Source organism: Rhodococcus sp. C-2 (assembly GCF_027854095.1).
Taxonomy (GTDB): domain Bacteria; phylum Actinomycetota; class Actinomycetes; order Mycobacteriales; family Mycobacteriaceae; genus Rhodococcus_F; species Rhodococcus_F qingshengii.
The window spans coordinates 256,513-276,835 of sequence record NZ_JAQGFI010000008.1 but is presented as its reverse complement, the minus strand read 5'-3'; the positions used below and the strand labels follow the sequence as shown (position 1 = coordinate 276,835).

Here is a 20,323-nt window from a genome sequence, read left to right as displayed (position 1 = left end):
CGGGACCACGTCGGAAGCAGGTGATTGTTCAACTATGCGCGTTCACCTGCTGTGATGTATTCGTCCCTTCGATGCAGCGTGAAATGACAACACCTGTGTTAAATCTGGATTCGCGGCGCAGAATGCCACCCCGATACCGAGGAGGGGACCAAATACCCAACTCGATCGGGGTCGAGATCAGTCCGAATCGTCGGGTTTGGTGTGCCCGTCGAACGTCACATGGATGTTCTCGTGGGGAACCGCGCGTTGTGCTTTTGCTTGATCGGCGAAGGTGCGCCGATCGCCTTCGATGAGTTCGGTGTTGTCGGTGAACGGAGCCAACAACGCCCGCGGATGGAGTTTGTCGACTCGCACGACGTTGATTTCCGCACACATGACGATCGAGGCTGCAGCGAGGAACAAGAAGGCCAACAAACCCAGAACGATGGCAAAGACGCCATTGGTGGTAGAGGCACCCCGCACCACAGAGGTCACATAGAGGGCACCGAAGGACTGAAGTGCTTGCCAGAGAACAGCAGCGGCGATCGCTCCAGGTGCCACATCGGCTACCGAGAGCGGGCGGGCGCAGGTGAGCCGGAAAGCGACGATGAAGATGCCCGCATTCAAGACGACTACCGCAAGGGTCAGCAGGAAGCTGAACGAACCGCCCAGATGAAGCGCACCGCCGATGTTGGAGACAGCGGTGGTCCCCAAGATCGCGAGACCGATCGTGCCGAGGAGTAGTAGCCCTTGGAGACGCCCGCGGATGGGATCCGGTCGCATGTTTCGGGGCACCGACCACACCGTGTTCATCGCGTTCTGGCAAGCCAGAGCGACACCGAGGCCACCGTAGAGACCACCGACGATTCCGATCACCAGACCCGTGACACCGCCGCCGATCTGTTGCGCATTGCCCAGGTCGTCACCGATCACCGGAAACTGATGCAGCGCGGAGTCCAAGATCTGTTGCTGAAGCTCAGGGTTGCCCGACAGCACGAAGCCGAGAATGGTCGAGAGCAACAGAAGAAGAGGAAAGAGCGAGACGAAGCCGTAGTAAGCGATCAGCGCGGCTAGATAAACACCTTGATCGTCGAGGAACTTGTAGAGGACCGCTATCGGGAACCCCAGGGCCGGATGCTTCTGTTGCAAGGCATCGAGGCGCTTGGCGATTGTCATTCTCGGTCTCTCTCAGCTCGTCGGACAGCCCGACGAACCTTAGTCGCTGCGAGCGCCTGGCGCTCGACGCCGGGGCAGCCGTGGCGTCAGGAGGCTTCGAGTGACTTCTCTGCTTCGTCGAGCGCGCGCATTGCTCCCTCGACAGAGTTGGTGACCGGGAATTCCTCTTCCGCCCGCGCCGCGCGAAGCAAGCGTCGAAGCGGGTGTGACCCGATCGCGGCCCACTGGAAGTCGTTGGCTCGCGAACGGGAGTTCAGCTCGGCGAACAGTTCGAGGCAGACCGCACCGACGAACAGTGAGTTGGACAAGTCCAGAATGACGCGAGGCCACTCCGCAGCGTACGAGTTGAGAAGTTCTCGTAGTTCTGGGGCGGAGAGTTTGTCGAGGTCGACGTCGACCCGGATCAGGACTGTCGAGGGCGCTATCCGCCAGGCCGCGAAACCATGCGTTTCCACGATCGGCCCCAATTGTGTTGAGGGATCGATGGAATCGATCGGTGTGTGGTCGAGTTCATTCAGATTCATGGCAGATCCGGTCTGTGTGCTTTCATCGAAAGGCTGACGACCGATCTGGCGGCGCGGAAAGTGAATGCGTCCAGGCGTGGAAAGCTTTAGAGCTCAATGGAAATGAACAGTACAGATGTGCGCAGGAAATACTCACCTGATCCAGAGCCTTGATGCGAACCGAGCGCCAGTGGCTTCAACCCCGGCTGTATTCTCAACCTCGGTACCGTTCAGTGTAGCTCGAGGGCGTGAATCGGTCCAGGTGAGAGGTCGAATATTAAGCGGTGCAATGTTTTTGGCTCGACGCTTCGGTATGGTGGAAGATCAGCGTCACCGGACGAAGGGAATCAGATGAACGACCGCGATGCACTCACGGCCATCTCGACCAAGCTCGACACACTGATCGGCGCGGAGACCAACGGTTTGCGGGACGAGGTTCCGCCCGGTTCCAGTGTGCAGCGCACCGAGCAGGACGGCGAGCACGGCCGGTGGGGGCACGATTACCGCCTCGCCAACAAGTATCTCGAGGCCCTCGACATCGGCCAGCCCGGTCTCATCGATCGAGACGAGCTGGAACGTCTTGCGCAGGAATACATCTGATCCTCGAGACGTACCTTCAGAAGATTTCACCCATCTCGGTGCGTAGCTGCTTCAGTGACTGAGTGAGGATTCTGGATACATGCATCTGAGAGATGCCGACCTTTTCGGCAATCTGGGATTGGGTGAGATGGCCGAAGAATCTGAGAACGACGATCGTGCGCTCGCGCTCCGGTAGTGCCAGGAGCGCGGGCCGCAGGGTTTCGTGATTGTCGATCCGACTGATCGCTTCGTCGTACTGTCCCAAAGTGTCTATCAGAGTCAGACCACTCCCGTCGCCGGCGGAAGCGGTGTCGAGCGGTGTGGTTCGGTACGAATTACCGGCGGTCAAACCTTGTTCGACCTCGTCCGGTTCGATGTCGAGTTCCTTGGCGAGTTCCGCGACTGTCGGTGCACGGCCGAGCGTCTGGGACAAAGTCGTGAGCGCCCGGTTGAGGGCAAGGTGCCGTTCCTGAAGGCTACGAGGCACTCGCACGGACCAGCCGTGATCGCGAAAATGCTTGCGTACCTCACCCATGACGGTCGGGACGGCGAACGACAGGAAATCCGATCCTTTGTCGACGTCGAATCGCTGCACGGCCTGTATGAGCCCGACGCGAGCAACTTGCTCCAAGTCCTCGAAAGGCTGGCCACGCCCCTGGTATCGGCGAGCGACGTGTGTGGCCAGGGGTAGGCACAGTTCGATGATCGAGGTGGTGATCTTTTCTCGGCTGGGATCATTCGGCGGAAGCGAGGCCATCGAGACGAACAGTTCGACAGCTGTTTCGTACTGGTCCTTCTTGTCCGGTGGGACAGCGGTCACGCACGCTCCTGGGGCAAGCCCTTTTCAAGCGTCATCGTCAGGGTGATGTGACCGTCCGCGTCGATTTCCGACTGTTCCAAGCGGACGGAATCGACCAGCGCTTCGAGAACGAACCATCCGAAGCTGTGCGACTTGTCGGGTATCTCGGAGTGCGCGATCACGGACACGACGGTCCGAAGTGTGCGGCCGACGGTGTCGAATCGGCAGGTCAGGTCGCTGGACGGTATCGCGTGGCCGATGAGGATGCTCGCGACTTCGTCCATCGCCAGAGCAAGATCGGCTGTTCCGTCGACATCGAGTCCGGTGTTGTTGGCAACCGTTCGGGTGATTCCGCGCAGAGTGGGAAGTTGAGAGTACGACGCGCGGACGCGGAGCGAGGCGATGGAGTCGTGAGTTAGTTCGGTTTCGGTCGGACTCGACAGAGGGATCAAGGGGCTTCCTGTAGGTAGATGTGGCGTGATTCCGGCGGACCGAGGCAAGGACCGGTACCGGCCGTGCGTGCCAGCCATCTCTACCCCGGAAGTATTCATGGCCTTGGATTACCCTTCGCCCGGCGAACTAACCCTCTTTACCCGAACTAGAGGATGAATTGTGAGACACATCACCTGTGGTGCGGACGTACCGAATCCTCATCTTTCATTTTCGCGTCGTTCGGGTACAGCCGCTTCATGGACACCCATTCGGACAGACAGATCCCCGTACACATACGACCGGAAGGTGTCACTGATGACGAGGTGAAGGCGGCAGGAGTGCTGTCGAACGCCCTTGAAACGGTGGAACGGGCACGCGGTGCTCTGTACGACTTCCATCAGCTGATAGGGCATGCCGATCTGATGCTCGACGAGGTCGTCGAGCTACTGCGATCCAGCGGCAACGACGACCTGGCCGATCAGGTCGAGGGCGAGTTGATCGGCCGGAACGTGGTCGAGGGGCGCTGGACTTTCCAGTTGGTCGAAGAGTTCGACGAGAACTACTGGTCGTTTTTTCGTGGATGCGAGAAAGTGGTGCGCGACAAGCTGGCAGGCGGAGTGCCGCACCTCTTCGAAGCCGAGATGAAGGAGCGACGCCGCACGCACGGTTTGCGGCACCACGAGGCCAGGCCCTGAGGTTCCTACCTACTCTCGTGAGCTCGTCGCGGCACTGATCAGTGGTTCAGTTCGAGCTTTGCGCAGCGATTCTCGCTCGGTCGCCGTCATGCCGCCCCAGATACCGTGGGGTTCCCCGGTCTGGATGGCGTGCACCAGGCATCTCTGCACGACAGGGCATCTGGCGCACACCAGCTTCGCCGAACTCTCGCGCTTCGCTCGCCTGGAGCCGCGCTCGTTCGTATCGTCGTAGAACAGAGCGGGGTCGGTGTCGCGGCAGGTGCCGGACAGTTGCCAATCCCACTCGTCGGCAAGGGGCCTGGGAGATGTGTAGGAGCGCATGAACATGGACGTTCCCTTCGCTGCGTGACGAACTCGACTCGGATCGCGGATCCAGGTCGGGTGTTAAGGCAAAGCTCGGTCCCGCCGGCCTGAACCGGCGGGACCTTCGAGGCTCCTCCCTCGAGGGGGAAGATTTCGGGGGTACCTCTGGTCGGTCATTACCCAGCCGTACAACTTTTGAATCCCGGTCGTCAGGAATTCTTTCGATCCACGGCACGTCGTTCTGCTGCGGCGACAAGACCACCGGCGATGTCGCGCACCTTGACGTTCCATTCCTGCGACATCTGGACCAGAAAGTCGAAGGCTTGGTCGGCCGAGCACTCACGCTCGGCCATCAGTAATCCCTTGGCCTGCTCGATCAAGGGCCGAGAATCCAAAGCTCTTCTCAGTTCGTCATTTTCCGCGCGAAGGCGGGTGAGGACGTCTGACGCCGAACTGGACTGCTGAGCCAGCGGTCGTTGAACCTCGTATACACGATGAAGCACACCGATGACCCTGCCGTCATCATCGGTGACGGCGGAATTCACCGTATTCCAATAGCGGGTGACAAACATCCCGCTCCCGCGCTCGTCGCGCACGTCGTAACGCTGAGTCGGCAGTGCGTCCCGAGTTCGGGAGTGCATCGTGCGCTCGAATGACGTTGTCAACGAGAAGATTCCATCGGCAAACGAGTCGTCGGGATTGTCGGGGAAGGCTTCGAACACTTCCACTCCGTGCAATTGATCGAGGCTGCGACCGGATACGGCAAGGTATTCGTCGTTTGCGCCCTGGATACGAAAATCGCTGTCCACGAGCAGAAGAGAAGAACTGCTTGCCGCAAATCGATCGCTACGAACGATCGAGCGGAGAGTGCTCGAACTCATGATTGTGTCGTTTCTGTCCTGTCTTCGACGGTTGCGGCCCCTGATATTTCAGAAGTAGTTGATCGCGAGAACTCCAAGGGCGGTGCCTGCCACGATCGATCCGAACAACAAACGCTGCTGCAACACGAATATCTGATACTCGCGACGTGTTTGTGTCGACGTGCCGCGCGAGTCCGCAGACATGCTCTTGCCCTTTCCTGTTGTGGGGAGTGCGGTTTCGGCCGACCCCCGATCGGCCGAAACCGCGGACGGTGCGTCAGTTCTGACGCGCCTCATTTGCGGCATCCTGCTCGGTGGACGCGCCTTCGTGTACGAGGCTGCCACCCGAGTTCTCGAGGTGAGCACGAACGAACCACTGGAACTTTTCCAACTGCGCCGTCTGGCCGATCAACATGTCCTCGGTGATCGGATCGATCTTGCCGACGCTGTCGATTGCGGTGCGACTGTCGGTGATGATCCCGGTGTAGACGAGGTCGAGCGCAGCGAGGTGCGCACGAGCGTCGTCTCGGCCGACGGAGTAGTCGTCCCACGTTCGATCGCGCTCGATTGCTCCCGCAGTGCCCTTGGGCGAGTTACCCAGTGCCGCGATACGTTCGGCCACATCGTCGGCGTAGCCGCGAACCAACTCCACCTGGGGGTCGATCATCTCGTGCACGCCGATGAAGTTGGGGCCCACGACGTTCCAGTGAACGTGCTTGAGCGTGAGGTGAAGATCGTTGTAGGCGCTGAGGCGTTCCTGCAGAATATCGGCGACGGACGAACCGTCTGCGCTGCTCAGTCCCGGTACGGTGAACTCGGACATATGTTTTCCTCTCGTCTTGATGGGGAGCGCCCTCCAGTGGGGCGGTCTCGCGCCATCGTCAATCGGATCGCGTGTCGGTCAGGTTCAGTGCGCGAGTGCTACTGGCTCCTCTGTCACCGGGTCGCCGTACATCATCGCGATTCGGCGCTTGACCTCTTCGGTTGTCAAAGTCGCACTTGCGACAGTGATTCCGATGCCGGTGGTGCTCTCGCCCTGTGTGGGCGGGATGTCGATCGTCGTCATCTTGCTCCCGGTGAAGAGTGTGCCGTGAGGGAGTCGGCTGAACCACCGACTCCGACGTCTGGGTGTTCTGCGCCTTCGAGCTCCAGTTATGGCGCTTTCAGGTGCTACAAAATCTATATCAGCCGATGTAGATAATTGGCAAGGCTACTTCGATTCGCGGGCGAAGGAAAGCGCATTGTGCAATCTTGTCGAAATCGGCTTTGATCTGCCATTTCATGCCTTTTCTGCTCGACGATTCTTGTTGTCAGTGGTCCTGGACACGCTTGAATCTATGTCCTGGGCGTCAGATTCACTGCGTGATGGTGCTAAGGTCGGGTGACGCCGATTGAGACAGCCGACACCGAACTAGGAGGTTCCAGTGACGTCGGAATCCCAGACCCGGGCGCTGCGCGGCGTGTACGGGATCTCAGTGATGTCTGAACTGTCCGGGGTAGGACCTCAGACGCTGCGCCTTTACGAGCGAAGGGGCTTGCTCACACCAACCCGCACCGATGGCGGTACGCGCCGGTACAGCGAGGCCGACCTGGATACGCTCGGACGAATCACCGCGCTGATCGACGACGGAGTCAATCTCGTCGGTATTCGTCTGATTCTGTCCCTCGAGGCCGAGAATGCAGTCTTAGCGGCTCGAATCAGCCAGTTGACCGCCGAGGGGGACTAGTGGTGCTGCTCGAGACGATGCCGTTCAGGATGGAGTTTCGGTGCGGGTAGGGTCGCCGAAGTCCGCGTCGGCGGAGATTTTGTTCCCTGCCGCTGCGATCTGTTCGAGCGCGGCGTCCAAAGCATCGACCAACCATTGATGCGACGCCTCCGCGAGGAGGCGATCCGGAGTGTCGGTGTTCTCGGATTGGAAGAACCGCACCAGCCATGATTCTCCGTTGTCGGGTCGATCGGAGAGTCCAGCCGCGGTATTGGTCGCCAGAAGGAACCGGTTGTATTCGAGGTCAACACGAATGGCGTACTCGCCGAACAGGTTCACCACGTTGGCCGGCCGATGAGTAGCGGCAGCGAGCGCAATGAGAGCGTCGTTGTAGGTTTCGGAGTACTTCATCGTGAGGGGCATGGTCGGCCTGTCTTTCTGGGCCGATGCAGCATTGCACGGCTATGTCGAGGAGATCAGTTCGCAGCCGCTGCTTGACGATGAACTGAAACCAATCCTAGCTCGAGTCTCCGAGCGCACTGACGCAAGCCCGTGGGGGTCAGTTGTTGCGCGCAAAGTTCGACTCACGCTCCGTGAGGAACTGATCGTCCGGAAGCGGTCCAGGTGGGGCAAGCGCAGTCAGGAACGACTCGGCCCACTGATGCACATCGTGTGTCATGACCTGTCGATGCAGCGCAGCCATACGTCGACGGCCTTCCTTCGGATCCTGATGAACCGCGGTCAGGATCGTATTCTTCACGCCGTCCAAATCGTGCGGGTTGACCAGATATGACTGTCGTAATTCCATTGCGGCACCGGTGAACTCGCTGAGAACGAGAGCACCTCCGAGGTCGCCGCGACAGGCCACGTACTCCTTGGCCACCAGATTCATCCCGTCTCGCATCGGCGTCACGAGCATGACGTCGGCAGCGACGAACAGTGCGATCAGTTCTTCACGGTCGACCGGCTGATACAGGTAGTGAACGACGGGGCGGCCGATCTGACTGTGGTCACCGTTGATGCGGCCCACCTGCTCTTCGATGACGCTACGCAGGTCGATATAGTGCTGCACGCGTTCACGACTGGGCGTCGCGAGCTGCACCATCGTGTACTTCTCCGGATCCAGACGGTCCTCGTCGAGGAGTTCCTTCAAGGCTTGAAGCCGCAGGTCGATACCCTTGGTGTAGTCCAGCCGGTCGACTCCCAGCAAGATTTTCTCGGGATTTCCCAGCTCTTCCTTCAATTCGCGCGCGCGACGCAGGACCGAATCGCTTTTCGACTGGCGCTCGAGTTCGGCAGAATCGACGGAGATGGGAAAGGCGCCCACCTTGACGACGCGAGAATCGAAATCCACATGCCCGAGCGCACTTCGAACACCGACGCCCGCGGTCGTCGTCTTGAGGCCGAGAAGTTTGCGGGCCAAGAACAGGAAATTGTTTGCGCCACCAGGTAAGTGGAAGCCGATCAGATCGGCGCCCAGCATTCCCCTGACGATCTCCTTGCGCCACGGAAGCTGCATGAAGAGCTCGACCGGCGGGAACGGGATATGAAGAAAGAACCCGATCGTCAGATCCGGCCGCAGCTCGCGCAGCATCGCCGGCACAAGTTGCAACTGATAGTCCTGCACCCAGACAGTCGCTCCGTCCGCGGCGCAACGCGCGGTTTCCTCGGCGAACCGCTGGTTGACCGCGACATAGGTGTGCCACCACGACCGCTCGAACGTCGGAGCCACCAGAACGTCGTGGTAGAGCGGCCACAACGTGTCGTTGGAGAACCCCTCGTAGTACTCGGCGAGGTCCTGAGAGGTCAGCTCGACGGGAAACAGACGAAGGCCGTCAACCACTATCGGATCGACCTTCTCGTCCGCGACCCCCGGCCAGCCGACCCAGGCGCCATCCCGCTGTCGCAGGATGGGTTCGAGCGCAGTGACGAGCCCACCCGGACTTCGCTTCCAGTTCTTGCTTCCGTCTTCGTCGGTTTCGAGATCGACCGGCAGTCGGTTTGCGACGACGACGAATTCGGAGAGCTTTTCGAGATCGGTACTCACGCCGACATCGGCTCCGCCAGGGTCTCGTCCAGGACGGAGGTCGAGGACAGGTACGCGACTGCATCGGCTGTCGAGTCGGTGTACACGATGTCGGTGTCCATCTTCAGAAGAGACAGCGGACGCCTGACAGGGTGCGCTGCGACGAGCGTCCACGGCACGCCGAGCCTCCGTGCCTTGGCCGACAGAGTCTCGATGATGGAAAGACCTCCGACGGAGATGAACTGGACGTCCGAGCAGTCGAGTACGAACGGGTGTCGCTCACCGATCAGGTCGTCGACGCAGGCAGCGAAATCAGCTCGGGACCGGACGTCGATCTCGCCGCTGACCACGAGCGACTGAATGTTTTCGGCACAGGTCGTCGTGAAGGTGGGGGGACTGTCCGTACGCTCATCTGTAGTTCTCGAAAACTCGTTCATCGAAACTCCTGACGGATTGCTCGAAACGGTTCGTTCGAACGGTCTGGTTCGAAACGGTTTCGTTCGAAACCGGGAAACGGCACGGGAAGCAACGCACGAACCGTGCTCGTCTTCAACGGCTGGGTACTCAACCGTGCTGAGTGCCTACCTTACCGCATCGCGAAAACCCAGGTGAAAAGCGTTAGATCCGTACGGATTTCAAGGTCCCGTGAGCGTCGGCCCACGGGACCTTGGTCCCGATGGTTGAGACCTTCCGGGATCAGTCGGTGTCAGTCGCCGGGCCGGTGCTCGAGGCTCCGCCCTCGTCGGCCCACGTACGTTCGCCCGACGGATCGGTCTGAACGTCCTTGGGTGCGGTGTCGGAGCCGGTTCCCGGACCGTGGTCGGTGCCGGTGGTCTGCGGCTCGTCCGTCTGATCCGTGCGGTCGGTGGAATTCTGTTCACTCATGGTGTGCGTTCCTTCGGGAAGTCGTTGTTCATGTACTTGTCGTTTCCTGCTCACCCGCGAGGGGTACTCAATAGGGGGTAGTGCGTCGCGTCGAGCCAGTACGTCACGTCGAGTCCATACCGGCAAAGTCAGCTGTCACCGAAGCAGGAGATTTCACGTGAACCATATGACCGTGACGACCGAACACCTGCGTGCACTGCTGGGCAGTGGCCCCCATTCGGAATTGGTAGCGGTCGGGGGCGAGATCGAGATCTACGTCCCCGATGAAGAAGGGTTCGGTCTCGAGGGTATCTCGCTTGTCACTCGCGAGCAGTTGGCCGAACGTCTACCGTCCTCACCCGACAACCCCGACGAAGGTGAACTACGTATTGCCGCAGAATCGTTGAGCGAGATGATCGCCGAACTCGGCGGTTGAACTCCGAAGTTCGGGGCAGTCGACGTCAGATCTGCGGGATCGGATCCGGGGGGTACGGGTTCGGTGGCGTCGGAGTCGGTGGCACGGGCGGGGGATTCAGCGGACCGGGTGGTGCCGGCGCGGGTGGTGTCGGCGACCCCGGGTCGGGGACGGGGCCCGGATCCGGTGGTGGGGGAGTGGTCATGAGTGCCGGGTTCCCAAACACTTGCCGAACAAACACCTAGTGCTCGGAGTGGGTTTTGGTGTTCTCCTCGGCAAGTAGATCATCCACGATGTCGACTACGGCGATGTGGACGCTCTCTGCAGAGACGGGTGGGTCCATGTCGCCGAGGATCAGGTGAACGACATCGACGACGGTGAATCGAACCCGGTCCGACAGTTCGGCCAGATCCACTCCGTATGGCGCTGCCAGTTCGATACGTAGTGAACGTATTTCGTGGCCGTCGACGAAGAACTCGATGCTGCTCGGCGAGCAGTGGTGCCGAGAACGTATCTCGGCGGCCAAGTGGGTGCGGAGTACGTGATCGCTCACCGACACCGTGCCTAGACGTGGACCTTCCGACGCGTGTGCGTCGAGCGGCCAACCGGACGCCGAGGTCGACCGTAGCGCCCGGATCACCTTGTCGCTGATTCGATCCCAGCCTGGCTCGGGAGCGTTCCGCAGGACGTCGGATGCGTGCGCCATCAACGCGTCGGTTCGTGATTCAGTCATCGCCACCTCGTCATTCGTTCACTCAGGTTAGCCCGTGCACGATGGTGATGCCCTCGCACTGCATCCGGAGTGAGTCTCAGAATCTTGCCGATTTGAACGAACGTGAGCATCTCCACCTCTCGCAGCGTCCAGGCCGCACGCTGGCGATAAGGCAATTCACCCAACGCTTCTTCCAGTGCCTCCAGGAACGCGGCGTTCGAGGTCGTGTCGAACGGGCCGGCCTCGGGAGACGGGACGAGAGGATCGAGCAGTTTGTCGTCGATCGGTTGCGCTCTCTTGATTCGATAGCTGTCCACGATCTTTCGGGAACAGATCGCGAAAAGCCATGTTCGCATCGACGATTCGCCACGAAATGAATCGAGTCGGCGCCACGCGGCCACGAAGGTGTCCTGGACTACCTCGAGAATGTCGCCTTCATCTGCGAGCATTCGACGCGCATAGCGGTGAAGTGTAGGTCCGTAGTAGTGGACCAGTGACTCGAATGCTTCTCGGTCGCCGAGTATCGCAGCGTCCACCGTTGCGGTGTCCAAGCCGTCAGGTGCTTCGGTGAGCCCCTGTGTGTGCGGTAACGCCACAGTCGCTCCTCTCGCGGAAATGCGGAAAACTCGGCTGCGTTCGAAGATTGTTCGCCCGGCCGGGGCGTTGAATGTTACGGACAGTAACTAACAAGTGTCAGTGATGCACGTCACCTGATTGGGGCATTCGGTTTTGCCTTCGAGTGACGACTACACAGGTAGATCGATCAACAGGAGGAGATGACAATGGTCAGCACACAGGTTGCGACAGCATCTACGAAGGATGTTGCATCATCGAACGACTCGGCTCTCGTGAGCTCTCAAGGAAAGACGTCGATCGCCGACACCGTTGTCTCGAAGATTGCCGGCATCGCCACGCGAGAGGTGAGCGGCGTGTACGACGTCGGCGGCGGAGCGTCGCGGGTTGTCGGGGCACTGCGCGAGCGGATCCCCGGCGCGAGTGTCAACCACTCCCAGGGAGTATCGGTCGAGGTCGGCGAAAAGCAGGCAGCGGTCGACATCGACATCGTGGCCGAGTACGGCGTATCGCTCGCCGATCTGGCCACCGGCATTCGCCGCAACGTCATTGCGGCGCTCGAACGGATGACCGGACTCGAGGTGACCGAGGTGAACATCACGGTTCACGACGTTCACCTCGACGAGGGCAGTGACGACGAAACCGGCGAGCCCAAGACTGCACGCGTGCAGTGAGTTCCGAAATCGCTGACACCATCGCGGCGGCTGTGACGGGGGTACCTGGGGTCGCCTCGCTTCATGCCGGAATGTTCGGCGAGGTTGGCACGTACCTCCCCGGCCGCCGCGTCGTCGGCGTGCGGGTGACGGAGTCGTCGACAGACATCCATGTGTGCATCTTCGCCGACGCCGCCGTTCGAGACACGGCTTTACGTATCCGCCAAGCGGTTTCAGGACTCGTTACAGGCCCCGTGAACGTGACAGTGGAAGACGTAGTCGGTCGTGCGCACGATGCCTGAGCACTCTCGGGGTTCAGTTCCCGATCGACGATCCGCACGCCGAGAGGCGATCAGGAACTACCACCCCGACGTGGGCGGATCTGCCGACGCGCTCAATCGAGCACTCGAACGCGTCGACCGGGACTTCGCATCCCCGATCGGTGTGGTTGTGCGCACGTCGCTGCGCGGCACGATGCGACAGATAGCCAAACCCGTTCGGGCCCAGTACACGCGGGTGCGCGCTCGGTTTCCGGGTGCAAAGACCTACACCGAGATCTGACAGGCACCATCGAACATCATCCACAACGGAGGATTCACATGACCACCTCGACTGTCGGCCTACTGGCAGGACTACTTCTCGGAGTCGCAGCTGCTGCAGGCGGTTTCACCGGATTCCTCATCGCTCTGGTTCTCGGTGTGATCGGATACCTCGTCGGTGGTCAGCGTGACGGCGAGTTCGATCTCGGTGTGATGCTGAAGGGTCGCGGACGTGGCTGAGACAGCTCGACCGGAGTCGTCTGTGCTTGGTGAGCCGGGCGATCGCGGAACGCTGACGATTCGAGACAGAGTCGCGCAGAAGTTGGTTCTCGAGGCGACGCGCGGAACCCCGGGGGTGCGCCATCACGCCGCCGGCATGGACAAACTGACCGGGCGCGAATTGCCGAGGGCGCGAGTGCTGGTATCCGGCAAGCGGGTACGGGCCAAGGTGGACATCGCGATCGAGTGGCCCGGATCCTTGTCGGTCATCGGTACCGCGGTGCGAGAGAACGTGACAACCCAGTTGCAGTCTGTATCGGGCCTGGACGTAGACGGCGTGGACGTGGCGATCGTGAGCGTTCTCCCGGCATCGACCAAGCGTGACGCGGGAAGGAAAGTGCGATGACCGCCGACAAGGTCGCACCACCCACTGCCTCGAGGGCTGCTGCTCCTGTTCCCCTTGCGGCGCCCGGATCGGCCGTCACGGGATTCCTCATCGCCGCGGCGCTACTTGCGCTCGGCGTGGTCGGCGTCCGCGACGCGCTGGTGGATACCGGCGTGATCACCGGGTCGCAGTGGATACCAAGTGCTGCCGCATATGTGGACGGGCTCGCGTACCAGGGTTGGATGTTGCCGGCGGGGATCGCAGCCGTCGTTCTCGGCCTGTGGTTCGTCATCCTCGGACTCAAACCGCGACGAAAGACTGCCAATGCCTTGGTCGGAGTCTCGAATACGTGGATCGATCCCGCCGATGTAGCGGCGATAGCGTCTGTTCGCGTCGAGTCACTGGCCCAGGTTCGATCCGCTTCGTCACACGCGACCCGGCGCAAGCTGGAAGTGAAGGCCTCGGTCACGCCCGATGGAGCCGCGACAGCTGAATCGGAAATCCGTGCGGTGCTGGGGGACTTGGCCGGGTCGCTGTCACCATCGCCGCGAATCAAGGTTCGTATCCAGACGGGATCGCTGTCATGACTCGGACGGCGACGGCGATGGATCGTATGGCGACATGCGTCGTAGGGATGCTTGCGATAGCGCTGGGAGTTGCAGCGATCCTGTGGAATCGCGACGTGATCAAGGATTTCCCGGCGCGTATCGAGATCCCGTGGGCTGAAGATCTTGTCGATCACTCGTGGTGGCCATGGGCTGTCGGAGCTGGGGGAGTACTGCTAGTCCTCCTCGCGTTGCGGTGGTTGATCGCGCATGTGCCGCTGCGTCGGGTGAAGGAGATCACGGTCCCTGGGTCGAACTCGCACAATTCCATCACCGCGGATCTGGGTGCAGTGGCGGAAGGAGCGAGCGCATCACTGGAGGACTTCGACGAAGTGTCGCGTGTCCGAGGAAAAGCGTTGCTCGATCGTGGAGTTCGCACGATCGATTTGCGAGTGACATTGAGACGTAGCGTCGTATCCGGATCGGAAATGTTGTCCGAGTTGATTTCTCGCGTCACCGATACGGTGGATCAAGTCGAGTCGATGGTCGGCGATCCATCCGTCGCGACCAGAACTCACATCGCCGTGGAAAGCGCGAAACGCGATGAGCCGAGAACTCTCTGATCAATCGAGGTTTGAGCCTCCCGACGGCCGGGTATTGGTAGACCTCCCGATCGTGCACAGAGTCATGGATGTTGCTGTGGCACTGTGCGTCACGGTGCTCCTGGCGACCGTGACCTCGATGGCGATCGCGATCGTCGTGACGCTGATCATGTGTGCGTCGGTGAGTGTGGTTTCTCGTATGCGGTGAATCGCCAGTCATTTTGGTTCTGTCGTGAACACCTGATAGAAAGGTAAGCAGACAATGTGGCTGCTACTGAGTGCACGATCCCCCGCGTCGTGCGGTGGAGAGTCCGGTTGTGTGCAAACACTACCCGCGATCACGGTCTAGTTGCGCGGGCCGATCGCTCGGAACTCTCCCTTCACCGGCAGTCTCTCATTGCGCCGCCCCTCTTTACTCTAAGGAGTTCAAATGCTTCCTCTCGGTATCATCGCCTGGATCATCATCGGTGGACTGGCGGGTTGGATCGGCAGTAAGATCATGAAAACCGATGCGCAGCAGGGGATCTTCCTCAACATCGTTGTCGGTGTGATCGGCGGTCTGATCGGTGGTTTCCTGCTTCGAGTCTTCGGGGTCGATGTCGAGGGCGCGGGCTGGATCTTCAGCTTCCTCACTTGCCTCCTCGGCGCTGTCATCTTGCTGTTCCTGGTCAAGGCAGTCACCGGAAAACGTTGACACGCATTTGTCCACGCAGTTCGAGTTCGACTGAATCCACGACCGAATTCCACGGCTGAACGCACGACCGAATCCAAGAAGGAGAAATACATGTCTGACTTCATCGACAAGGCAAAGCACCGCGCTGAGGATCTCATCGGCGAGGCGAAGGAAAAGTTCGGAAACGCCACGGGCAACGATGATCTGGCTGCCGAGGGTGTTGCCGATCAGGGCGAGGCGAAGGTCAAGAAGGCCGGAGACACTGTCAGTGACAAGGTCTCGGATATCAAGGACAAGTTCACAAGCTGAGTGAGCTTCAGCGCGGTTGATCGGCACGTCCGGTCAACCGCGCTTTTGTGTGCCTCCCCGGCCGTTGCGGCTACCGCGATACGCGAACTTGCGCGTTTCTGCGAGCCACTCCGGAAGCATGCGCATGTGGGCCGGTGTGTTCAGAATCGGATCGAAGGACGGCTGGAGGCAATCCGGGTGGTCCTCGACTTCGTCGAGGCAGAGATGTCCGATCGGTATCAACTGAAGTTGAATCCTCGCGAGGTACACGGAGAAGTGCAGCGGGGAATGATCGACCGCAGCTTTCAATGCAGACAAAGAAGTGCCGGCCGGATGGACGCCGCGCGGTGTCACGATCAGCCACGCCGCGGCACCGCCCGCGCGTGAGTAAGGAACCAGTGTGCTGTATCTCGCGCCGTTCCACGAGAAAGCCGGAGCTGGAAACATTTTCGAGAAGGTAGAAAGTCCTGATGTTGCGAGAAGAATGTCCCACGGGTTTTCATCTGCGCCGACATCGTGCAACCGAAGCGCCAGGCCGAGTACGTCGGGTAGGTCTCCGGGTGTTCCGAGGGCTTTCGACATTCGAGCGGTGACGGTAATCGTCGACGACTCCGATACCGGCCACCATGGGGTGGCCGGCTTCAATGTTCCATTCAGTTCGATCCCGTGAGGGTGAAAAACCCTGGCCATGCGCAGCGATGATGCGAAGTGGAACGGCGCACCGACCAGCTTTCCGATCGCGCTCTTGCCGGCGGGGATGATCGAATTGATCGTCACAGCTTCCTTTATCTGAGAATTCTCCGCCCGTGAAGCGCCCGGACTGGACGGACGTTCAGGCGTATTGACGGGCTTTACAGTGGCGTCTTTCGGCTTCCCAGTGGTGGTGATTGCTAATCATGTGACCTGCCGTAACAAAAGTCTCGCCCGGCGGGATAATTAGCCAAACGCATAAATTGGTCGTTATGGTTTGTTTGTCCGTAACGGTGCGATCGGACCTGCGACCGTCGCGAACTGGCGAGATTGCTACTCGTGATTTGTGTTTGGTGATTGCGCGGAAACAAGAAATGTCGAGGAGACACGCTGATGGGCCACTCTCGAACCTGGCTGACGCGCGCGCTGGCAATGCCGGTGGCTGTCGCGGTCACTTTGTTGCTTCCGCTCGGCAGCGTCGCCTCCGCCCAGGATTTCGAGGACGACGCAGATACTTCGGTGGCCGCCTCAGCCACAACTCCGATCTCCTTCACCGAACTCGGACGAGGAACAGACATCGTGTTCTCCTCCGATGACGCACCCGTCTTGGTGACCGTGCCGGTGCCGGACGGACTCACCGCAACAGCCGTGACCGGAATCCTGACCGCCCCGACCGACTTCAGTAGGGGTTGGCTCGAGGTGACTGCCGACGGCAGATTGGTGAGCCGCGTCGACTTCGACGCCGGGCAGGCCGGAACCGGTCTACCGATTTCGGTTCCGTTGCAAGGTCTCGAAGTGGTCGACCGGAGCGTGACCGTGTCGATGATCGCTCACCTCGTTCCCGTCGACGACCGCTGCTACGACCGAACGAGATACCAGCCCCTTGCGCTCCGGGATGCCTTTGTCACCTACGACGGTGCCGAGCAGCAGCCCACGACTGTTGCAACCTTCTTTCCGCCGATTTTGAGGAAGGCAACCATCTACGTCACGGATGGTTCGTCACGGTCACAGCAGAGTGCGGCTCTGCAGCTGAGTGCAGCGATTGTCAACAAGTACGGAAGTCAGCCTGACGCCGTGGTGGTGGAGCAACTGCCGAACGGCCAGAGTCTGCCGTCCGTTGAGCCGGGACTGTTCGAGAGAGCTGTAGTGCTCGGCAACAGTGGGGACGCCGGGATCGATCTCGCGACTGCTCCGAATGGTGCACCAGTGCTGCGAATTTCAGGGGACGACAAGACCCTCGTTCCTCAGGTCAGTCTGTTGGCGGCGAACTTCGACGGCTACTGGGCGGCGAGCAGGGCGCTCGCGTCACCGGACAACACAGTTGCCCAGATTTCCCAGGACGCCATCACCGTCGGTGAGCTGAAGCTCGGAACGTTGACGGCTTCCGGTCTCAATCACATCGAGGTCGACGTCCCGTTCAGCCAGTCGCAACTGGGGCGTCCGATGAAGGACGTGTCGATCCGAATGATCGGTTCCTATGTACCGCTGCCGAATTCACGCAACGGAGAACTGTCGATTTCGCTGGGGGACTCACGGCTTGCTTCGCAGACGGTGAACGAGACAGGGCGCTTCGACATCGGCGTCGATGTTCCGAACGAACTCCTGCGTCGCGACCTGACCTTCGAAGTCTCGATGGATGTGACCGGCGACTTCCAATGCGGCACCAGTAGCCCGTCTTCGCTCACTGTCGATCCGGCAAGCACCATCACGTCCACTACCGGATTCCCGCCGACGCCTGGAGGATTCCAGGCATTACCGCAGTCGATGCTGCCCACACTCGATGTCGGTTTGAGTCACGGTGATTTCGCAGATCTCGTTCGCGCGCAGCGCCTCGTTGTCGCGATGCAGCGGTTGAGCTATCTGCCGCTGCAACCGCGTGTGCTCCCGTTCGGCGACGCGGCGACCAGTTCGCTGCCGGCGTTGTTGATCGCGGCGGACGGGAAGCTTCCCACTCCGGTGGCTCTACCCATGGACACAGCAGATCAAGGGCTCCTGCGCTTGCAGGGTCTGGAATTCGGTGGACAATACGGTGCCTTGCAGGTGGTTTCGGGTTCGCACAACGAAGTGGTGGCGCTGACCTCTGAGGGTGATGCGGCCGATGCCGACGGTCTGCTCAACTGGTTGGAAGGTGGGAAGGACCGGTTCGCAGAACTGACCGGCGATCTCCTGGTCGCGCCTCGGGGAAGTGAGCCCTTCGATGTCGGAGTCAACGTCGCCCCGTTGGGCACCGCGACCTCGGCCGAAGAAGAGACCGGACTGAGCGCGGTCACGATCGGCTGGATCGGATTCGGGACCGTGGTTCTGATCGCTGTTGCCGTCGGTGGTGTGCTCGTGGCTCGGCGTCGCGGACAGTGACCGTCACCGATCGCCCGGCCCTGTCCGTCGCGGTCCACGATCTACCGGGCCGCAAGCCATGGCGGATGTTCGTCGCGCTCTTCGCGATCTACACCGCGTTGGGCGTGTGGATGAACGCGGGTATCGGGTTCATCTTCACCGATTCGCTCAGCCGCGTCGCCGCGGTGTCGGCGATGCTGCTCAGCCGTGATCCGCACTTCGCGGCGATCGGGTTCGTGTTCACCCCGTTGACGGCGGCAGTCCAGATTCCGATGGGCCTGATGGGTCATTGGTGGCCGGATCTGCTGCGGTGGAACATCACTGCGGTCGTGATGTCCGCGGCCTTCATGGCTGGTGCTGTGATTCAGGTACGTGGGATCAGCCGCGACCGTGGGTGTGCGCGATGGGTCACCGTCGTCCTGACCGTGCTGTTCGCTGTCAACCCGATGATCGTCATGTACGCGGCGAGCGGAATGAGCGAAGCTCCGTTCCTCTTCTTCGTTCTGTGGGCGACACGTCGATTGATTCGGTGGATGCGAAGCGACGACGTACACGACCTCATCGGTGCCGGCCTCGCTTTCGCTCTGGCGTACCTCACCAGATACGACGCATTGGCCCCGCTGTTCGTCGCGGTGGTGCTGGTGACCGTGGTGAGTTGGCTTCGTTTCCGTCCGACTGCTGAGGAGCGCGGCGAGGGCGCGGGGCCTGGCTTGCGGCTCTGGGCAGCAGCCCTCGACGGTGCCGTAGTGCTGATGCCGGGATTCCTTGCCTTCGCCTTGTGGTCGTTTGCCAGTTGGCTCATCACAGGTCAAGCGTTCCAACAGTTCTCGTCGGTCTACGGGAACAGTTCCATCCTGGAGCAGGCTGGTGCCGGAACCGACTCACCGATCGCCCGTCTTGCGTTCTCGATTACCGAAATGGCCGTACTCGGCCCGGCGCTCCCGGTGCTCGCGGTCCTTGCAATCATCTACGCACTTCGGCGGCGCGACACCGAAGTGGTCGTGCCTCTTGTGTTGTTCGGCGCCATCCTCGGTGCCCAAACCTTGCTCTACGTGATGGGATCGACGTTTCCCCTTCTGCGCTTCTACATTTCGATCATTCCGCTGTGTTTCGTGTTGGTCGTCCTGATCGCACCTCGCGGAGCGCCGGTCGTCACGCGTCGACCGGGGGCTGCTGCGTCACGCTCGGTATCGACGTACCCCGAGCAGTCGGGGCCATCTCTGCCCCTTGTGATCTCTCTGTGCTTGCTGGTCGGGTCGACGCTGGTCACGTTTGTCGCGATGGGTAATGCGCGGATCGCAGTGCTTGAGCATTCCATTGCCAGTGCGATCATTCCGGGCCGGCAGAACCTGGAGGAGCAGACGAATCTGCGCACGTTTGCGGCCGAGCGTCGCATCGCCAGATACCTGGACGACTTGGCTCTGCCGGAGGGGTCGGTTCTGCTCGACACCGTGCAGAGCTATGCCGTCGTGGCGTCGTCGGACAACCCTCGGCAATTCGTCGTGCCTTCCGATGCGGACTTCGTGCGCGTACTGAACAACCCCGCCGAACATCACGTCGAATACATCCTGTCGGTGCCGAACACCGGTCGCGGTGTGTCGGACGCGGTCAATCGGCGTTATCCGACGATGTACGACACCGGGGCCGGCGGTGTGGGAGCGCTGGTACTCGAGGTTCCCAACGACGGCGGCATGGACCCTTCGGCCTGGCGTTTGTATCGCGTCACCGGTGAACGGCAAACGGGTCGATGAGGCAATTCGTGTGGGAGGATTG

Annotated in this window: 32 protein-coding genes; 16 read left to right on the top strand and 16 right to left on the bottom strand. The window is 60.7% G+C overall.

Translation table 11 applies throughout. The features are described from left to right. Positions 1 to 177: 177 nt before the first annotated feature. Together PCS43_RS19095 and PCS43_RS19090 are read right to left on the bottom strand one after the other, a co-directional pair. Positions 178 to 1,155 carry a YihY/virulence factor BrkB family protein gene (locus PCS43_RS19095; protein ID WP_003943713.1) on the bottom strand — a complete coding sequence of 326 codons (978 nt, stop codon included), beginning with the start codon at positions 1,153 to 1,155 and terminating at the stop codon, positions 178 to 180. 86 nt (positions 1,156 to 1,241) lie between these two features. Continuing rightward, positions 1,242 to 1,679 (bottom strand): STAS domain-containing protein, encoded by a 438-nt coding sequence (locus PCS43_RS19090; protein WP_042452313.1) that lies wholly within the window; start codon positions 1,677 to 1,679, stop codon positions 1,242 to 1,244. A gap of 330 nt (positions 1,680 to 2,009) precedes the next feature. Between PCS43_RS19090 and PCS43_RS19085 the strand changes: the two genes are divergently transcribed. After that, positions 2,010 to 2,258 (top strand): hypothetical protein, encoded by a 249-nt coding sequence (locus PCS43_RS19085; protein WP_003943680.1) that lies wholly within the window; start codon positions 2,010 to 2,012, stop codon positions 2,256 to 2,258. A 16-nt stretch (positions 2,259 to 2,274) separates the two neighbouring features. On the opposite strand, the gene PCS43_RS19080 is transcribed toward PCS43_RS19085, so the two are convergent. Together PCS43_RS19080 and PCS43_RS19075 are read right to left on the bottom strand one after the other, a co-directional pair. After that, entirely contained in the window at positions 2,275 to 3,057 is a 783-nt protein-coding gene (locus PCS43_RS19080; RefSeq protein ID WP_003943639.1) for a SigB/SigF/SigG family RNA polymerase sigma factor, read from the bottom strand. After that, positions 3,054 to 3,488: an ATP-binding protein gene (locus PCS43_RS19075; RefSeq protein ID WP_003943620.1), complete on the bottom strand. Its 435-nt coding sequence runs from the start codon at positions 3,486 to 3,488 to the stop codon at positions 3,054 to 3,056. The genes PCS43_RS19080 and PCS43_RS19075 overlap by 4 nt, the downstream gene beginning before the upstream one ends. Before the next feature lie 237 nt (positions 3,489 to 3,725). Between PCS43_RS19075 and PCS43_RS19070 the strand changes: the two genes are divergently transcribed. Next, positions 3,726 to 4,163 (top strand): hypothetical protein, encoded by a 438-nt coding sequence (locus tag PCS43_RS19070; protein WP_198035690.1) that lies wholly within the window; start codon positions 3,726 to 3,728, stop codon positions 4,161 to 4,163. Between the two features lie 9 nt (positions 4,164 to 4,172). Here PCS43_RS19070 and PCS43_RS19065 read toward each other — a convergent pair whose 3' ends face one another. The 5 genes from PCS43_RS19065 to PCS43_RS19045 all read right to left on the bottom strand — a co-directional run bounded on the left by PCS43_RS19065 (position 4,173) and on the right by PCS43_RS19045 (position 6,392). Beyond that, positions 4,173 to 4,490, bottom strand: coding sequence for a WhiB family transcriptional regulator (locus PCS43_RS19065; protein WP_003943622.1), 318 nt, complete (start codon positions 4,488 to 4,490; stop codon positions 4,173 to 4,175). 185 nt (positions 4,491 to 4,675) lie between these two features. Beyond that, a complete protein-coding gene (locus tag PCS43_RS19060; RefSeq protein ID WP_209907865.1) occupies positions 4,676 to 5,347 on the bottom strand; it encodes an ANTAR domain-containing protein in 672 nt (223 codons plus the stop codon). A 48-nt stretch (positions 5,348 to 5,395) separates the two neighbouring features. Beyond that, complete coding sequence (locus PCS43_RS19055; protein WP_270923082.1) at positions 5,396 to 5,530, bottom strand: hypothetical protein; 135 nt, start codon at positions 5,528 to 5,530, stop codon at positions 5,396 to 5,398. A 73-nt stretch (positions 5,531 to 5,603) separates the two neighbouring features. Next, a complete protein-coding gene (locus PCS43_RS19050; RefSeq protein ID WP_003943731.1) occupies positions 5,604 to 6,149 on the bottom strand; it encodes a Dps family protein in 546 nt (181 codons plus the stop codon). Positions 6,150 to 6,233: 84 nt separating this feature from the next. Beyond that, entirely contained in the window at positions 6,234 to 6,392 is a 159-nt protein-coding gene (locus tag PCS43_RS19045) for a hypothetical protein (protein WP_003943664.1), read from the bottom strand. A 358-nt stretch (positions 6,393 to 6,750) separates the two neighbouring features. Here PCS43_RS19045 and PCS43_RS19040 point away from each other — a divergent pair, with 358 nt between their 5' ends. Continuing rightward, positions 6,751 to 7,053, top strand: coding sequence for a MerR family transcriptional regulator (locus tag PCS43_RS19040; protein WP_003943719.1), 303 nt, complete (start codon positions 6,751 to 6,753; stop codon positions 7,051 to 7,053). Positions 7,054 to 7,077: 24 nt separating this feature from the next. Here the strand turns inward: PCS43_RS19040 and PCS43_RS19035 are convergent, their stop codons facing one another. The 4 genes from PCS43_RS19035 to PCS43_RS19020 all read right to left on the bottom strand — a co-directional run bounded on the left by PCS43_RS19035 (position 7,078) and on the right by PCS43_RS19020 (position 9,943). Then, positions 7,078 to 7,455 carry a hypothetical protein gene (locus PCS43_RS19035; protein ID WP_007726560.1) on the bottom strand — a complete coding sequence of 126 codons (378 nt, stop codon included), beginning with the start codon at positions 7,453 to 7,455 and terminating at the stop codon, positions 7,078 to 7,080. A 136-nt stretch (positions 7,456 to 7,591) separates the two neighbouring features. Next, a complete protein-coding gene (locus tag PCS43_RS19030) occupies positions 7,592 to 9,079 on the bottom strand; it encodes an alpha,alpha-trehalose-phosphate synthase (UDP-forming) (RefSeq protein WP_003943632.1) in 1,488 nt (495 codons plus the stop codon). Continuing rightward, a complete protein-coding gene (locus PCS43_RS19025) occupies positions 9,076 to 9,495 on the bottom strand; it encodes an STAS domain-containing protein (RefSeq protein WP_007726563.1) in 420 nt (139 codons plus the stop codon). The genes PCS43_RS19030 and PCS43_RS19025 overlap by 4 nt, the downstream gene beginning before the upstream one ends. 259 nt (positions 9,496 to 9,754) lie before the next feature. After that, positions 9,755 to 9,943 carry a PI-type proteinase gene (locus tag PCS43_RS19020; protein ID WP_136472457.1) on the bottom strand — a complete coding sequence of 63 codons (189 nt, stop codon included), beginning with the start codon at positions 9,941 to 9,943 and terminating at the stop codon, positions 9,755 to 9,757. 166 nt (positions 9,944 to 10,109) lie between these two features. On the opposite strand from PCS43_RS19020, the gene PCS43_RS19015 reads away from it, so the two are divergent. Beyond that, the gene (locus PCS43_RS19015) at positions 10,110 to 10,358 is read left to right on the top strand and encodes a hypothetical protein (RefSeq protein ID WP_007726566.1); all 249 of its coding nucleotides are present in this window, start codon (positions 10,110 to 10,112) and stop codon (positions 10,356 to 10,358) included. A 220-nt stretch (positions 10,359 to 10,578) separates the two neighbouring features. On the opposite strand, the gene PCS43_RS19010 is transcribed toward PCS43_RS19015, so the two are convergent. Both PCS43_RS19010 and PCS43_RS19005 read right to left on the bottom strand, forming a co-directional pair. Then, on the bottom strand, positions 10,579 to 11,070 hold the full coding sequence (locus PCS43_RS19010) for a hypothetical protein (protein ID WP_230691574.1): 492 nt from the start codon (positions 11,068 to 11,070) through the stop codon (positions 10,579 to 10,581). Beyond that, complete coding sequence (locus PCS43_RS19005) at positions 11,067 to 11,645, bottom strand: RNA polymerase sigma factor (RefSeq protein WP_209907869.1); 579 nt, start codon at positions 11,643 to 11,645, stop codon at positions 11,067 to 11,069. Before PCS43_RS19005 ends, PCS43_RS19010 begins: the two co-directional genes overlap by 4 nt. 186 nt (positions 11,646 to 11,831) lie before the next feature. On the opposite strand from PCS43_RS19005, the gene PCS43_RS19000 reads away from it, so the two are divergent. The 10 genes from PCS43_RS19000 to PCS43_RS18955 all read left to right on the top strand — a co-directional run bounded on the left by PCS43_RS19000 (position 11,832) and on the right by PCS43_RS18955 (position 15,547). Next, a complete protein-coding gene (locus PCS43_RS19000) occupies positions 11,832 to 12,296 on the top strand; it encodes an Asp23/Gls24 family envelope stress response protein (protein WP_003943699.1) in 465 nt (154 codons plus the stop codon). Beyond that, a complete protein-coding gene (locus PCS43_RS18995; RefSeq protein WP_037131005.1) occupies positions 12,293 to 12,577 on the top strand; it encodes a hypothetical protein in 285 nt (94 codons plus the stop codon). Before PCS43_RS19000 ends, PCS43_RS18995 begins: the two co-directional genes overlap by 4 nt. 70 nt (positions 12,578 to 12,647) lie before the next feature. After that, positions 12,648 to 12,836 (top strand): hypothetical protein, encoded by a 189-nt coding sequence (locus PCS43_RS18990; protein WP_223258031.1) that lies wholly within the window; start codon positions 12,648 to 12,650, stop codon positions 12,834 to 12,836. A 38-nt stretch (positions 12,837 to 12,874) separates the two neighbouring features. Beyond that, the gene (locus PCS43_RS18985; protein ID WP_003943629.1) at positions 12,875 to 13,054 is read left to right on the top strand and encodes a hypothetical protein; all 180 of its coding nucleotides are present in this window, start codon (positions 12,875 to 12,877) and stop codon (positions 13,052 to 13,054) included. Further along, entirely contained in the window at positions 13,047 to 13,439 is a 393-nt protein-coding gene (locus PCS43_RS18980; RefSeq protein ID WP_019747452.1) for an Asp23/Gls24 family envelope stress response protein, read from the top strand. The genes PCS43_RS18985 and PCS43_RS18980 overlap by 8 nt, the downstream gene beginning before the upstream one ends. Further along, positions 13,436 to 14,005: a DUF6286 domain-containing protein gene (locus tag PCS43_RS18975; protein WP_125050418.1), complete on the top strand. Its 570-nt coding sequence runs from the start codon at positions 13,436 to 13,438 to the stop codon at positions 14,003 to 14,005. The genes PCS43_RS18980 and PCS43_RS18975 overlap by 4 nt, the downstream gene beginning before the upstream one ends. After that, complete coding sequence (locus tag PCS43_RS18970; RefSeq protein WP_209907871.1) at positions 14,002 to 14,586, top strand: hypothetical protein; 585 nt, start codon at positions 14,002 to 14,004, stop codon at positions 14,584 to 14,586. The genes PCS43_RS18975 and PCS43_RS18970 overlap by 4 nt, the downstream gene beginning before the upstream one ends. Before the next feature lie 64 nt (positions 14,587 to 14,650). Further along, entirely contained in the window at positions 14,651 to 14,773 is a 123-nt protein-coding gene (locus PCS43_RS18965; protein ID WP_270923081.1) for a hypothetical protein, read from the top strand. A gap of 222 nt (positions 14,774 to 14,995) precedes the next feature. Beyond that, a complete protein-coding gene (locus tag PCS43_RS18960; RefSeq protein WP_003943661.1) occupies positions 14,996 to 15,259 on the top strand; it encodes a GlsB/YeaQ/YmgE family stress response membrane protein in 264 nt (87 codons plus the stop codon). Between the two features lie 90 nt (positions 15,260 to 15,349). Continuing rightward, positions 15,350 to 15,547, top strand: a complete 198-nt coding sequence (locus tag PCS43_RS18955; protein ID WP_007726588.1) for a CsbD family protein — start codon at positions 15,350 to 15,352, stop codon at positions 15,545 to 15,547. A gap of 33 nt (positions 15,548 to 15,580) precedes the next feature. On the opposite strand, the gene PCS43_RS18950 is transcribed toward PCS43_RS18955, so the two are convergent. Next, positions 15,581 to 16,303: a hypothetical protein gene (locus tag PCS43_RS18950; protein ID WP_209907873.1), complete on the bottom strand. Its 723-nt coding sequence runs from the start codon at positions 16,301 to 16,303 to the stop codon at positions 15,581 to 15,583. A 306-nt stretch (positions 16,304 to 16,609) separates the two neighbouring features. On the opposite strand from PCS43_RS18950, the gene PCS43_RS18945 reads away from it, so the two are divergent. Beyond that, positions 16,610 to 18,571 carry a hypothetical protein gene (locus PCS43_RS18945; RefSeq protein ID WP_209907875.1) on the top strand — a complete coding sequence of 654 codons (1,962 nt, stop codon included), beginning with the start codon at positions 16,610 to 16,612 and terminating at the stop codon, positions 18,569 to 18,571. Beyond that, the gene (locus tag PCS43_RS18940) at positions 18,568 to 20,301 is read left to right on the top strand and encodes an ArnT family glycosyltransferase (RefSeq protein WP_209907877.1); all 1,734 of its coding nucleotides are present in this window, start codon (positions 18,568 to 18,570) and stop codon (positions 20,299 to 20,301) included. Before PCS43_RS18945 ends, PCS43_RS18940 begins: the two co-directional genes overlap by 4 nt. Positions 20,302 to 20,323: the final 22 nt, after the last annotated feature.

Bases quoted from the DNA above. Each gene is read 5' to 3' on its own strand.
- PCS43_RS18975 (WP_125050418.1), top strand. From the start codon at position 13,436: ATGACCGCCGACAAGGTCGCACCACCCACTGCCTCGAGGGCTGCTGCT.
- PCS43_RS19090 (WP_042452313.1), bottom strand. From the start codon at position 1,679: ATGAATCTGAATGAACTCGACCACACACCGATCGATTCCATCGATCCC.
- PCS43_RS18960 (WP_003943661.1), top strand. From the start codon at position 14,996: ATGCTTCCTCTCGGTATCATCGCCTGGATCATCATCGGTGGACTGGCG.
- PCS43_RS19065 (WP_003943622.1), bottom strand. From the start codon at position 4,490: ATGTTCATGCGCTCCTACACATCTCCCAGGCCCCTTGCCGACGAGTGG.
- PCS43_RS19025 (WP_007726563.1), bottom strand. From the start codon at position 9,495: ATGAACGAGTTTTCGAGAACTACAGATGAGCGTACGGACAGTCCCCCC.
- PCS43_RS19045 (WP_003943664.1), bottom strand. From the start codon at position 6,392: ATGACGACGATCGACATCCCGCCCACACAGGGCGAGAGCACCACCGGC.
- PCS43_RS18955 (WP_007726588.1), top strand. From the start codon at position 15,350: ATGTCTGACTTCATCGACAAGGCAAAGCACCGCGCTGAGGATCTCATC.
- PCS43_RS18970 (WP_209907871.1), top strand. From the start codon at position 14,002: ATGACTCGGACGGCGACGGCGATGGATCGTATGGCGACATGCGTCGTA.
- PCS43_RS18945 (WP_209907875.1), top strand. From the start codon at position 16,610: ATGGGCCACTCTCGAACCTGGCTGACGCGCGCGCTGGCAATGCCGGTG.
- PCS43_RS19010 (WP_230691574.1), bottom strand. From the start codon at position 11,070: ATGACTGAATCACGAACCGACGCGTTGATGGCGCACGCATCCGACGTC.
- PCS43_RS19015 (WP_007726566.1), top strand. From the start codon at position 10,110: ATGACCGTGACGACCGAACACCTGCGTGCACTGCTGGGCAGTGGCCCC.
- PCS43_RS19055 (WP_270923082.1), bottom strand. From the start codon at position 5,530: ATGTCTGCGGACTCGCGCGGCACGTCGACACAAACACGTCGCGAGTAT.
- PCS43_RS18985 (WP_003943629.1), top strand. From the start codon at position 12,875: ATGACCACCTCGACTGTCGGCCTACTGGCAGGACTACTTCTCGGAGTC.
- PCS43_RS19085 (WP_003943680.1), top strand. From the start codon at position 2,010: ATGAACGACCGCGATGCACTCACGGCCATCTCGACCAAGCTCGACACA.
- PCS43_RS19060 (WP_209907865.1), bottom strand. From the start codon at position 5,347: ATGAGTTCGAGCACTCTCCGCTCGATCGTTCGTAGCGATCGATTTGCG.
- PCS43_RS19070 (WP_198035690.1), top strand. From the start codon at position 3,726: ATGGACACCCATTCGGACAGACAGATCCCCGTACACATACGACCGGAA.
- PCS43_RS19050 (WP_003943731.1), bottom strand. From the start codon at position 6,149: ATGTCCGAGTTCACCGTACCGGGACTGAGCAGCGCAGACGGTTCGTCC.
- PCS43_RS19035 (WP_007726560.1), bottom strand. From the start codon at position 7,455: ATGCCCCTCACGATGAAGTACTCCGAAACCTACAACGACGCTCTCATT.
- PCS43_RS18965 (WP_270923081.1), top strand. From the start codon at position 14,651: ATGGATGTTGCTGTGGCACTGTGCGTCACGGTGCTCCTGGCGACCGTG.
- PCS43_RS19000 (WP_003943699.1), top strand. From the start codon at position 11,832: ATGGTCAGCACACAGGTTGCGACAGCATCTACGAAGGATGTTGCATCA.
- PCS43_RS19095 (WP_003943713.1), bottom strand. From the start codon at position 1,155: ATGACAATCGCCAAGCGCCTCGATGCCTTGCAACAGAAGCATCCGGCC.
- PCS43_RS19020 (WP_136472457.1), bottom strand. From the start codon at position 9,943: ATGAGTGAACAGAATTCCACCGACCGCACGGATCAGACGGACGAGCCG.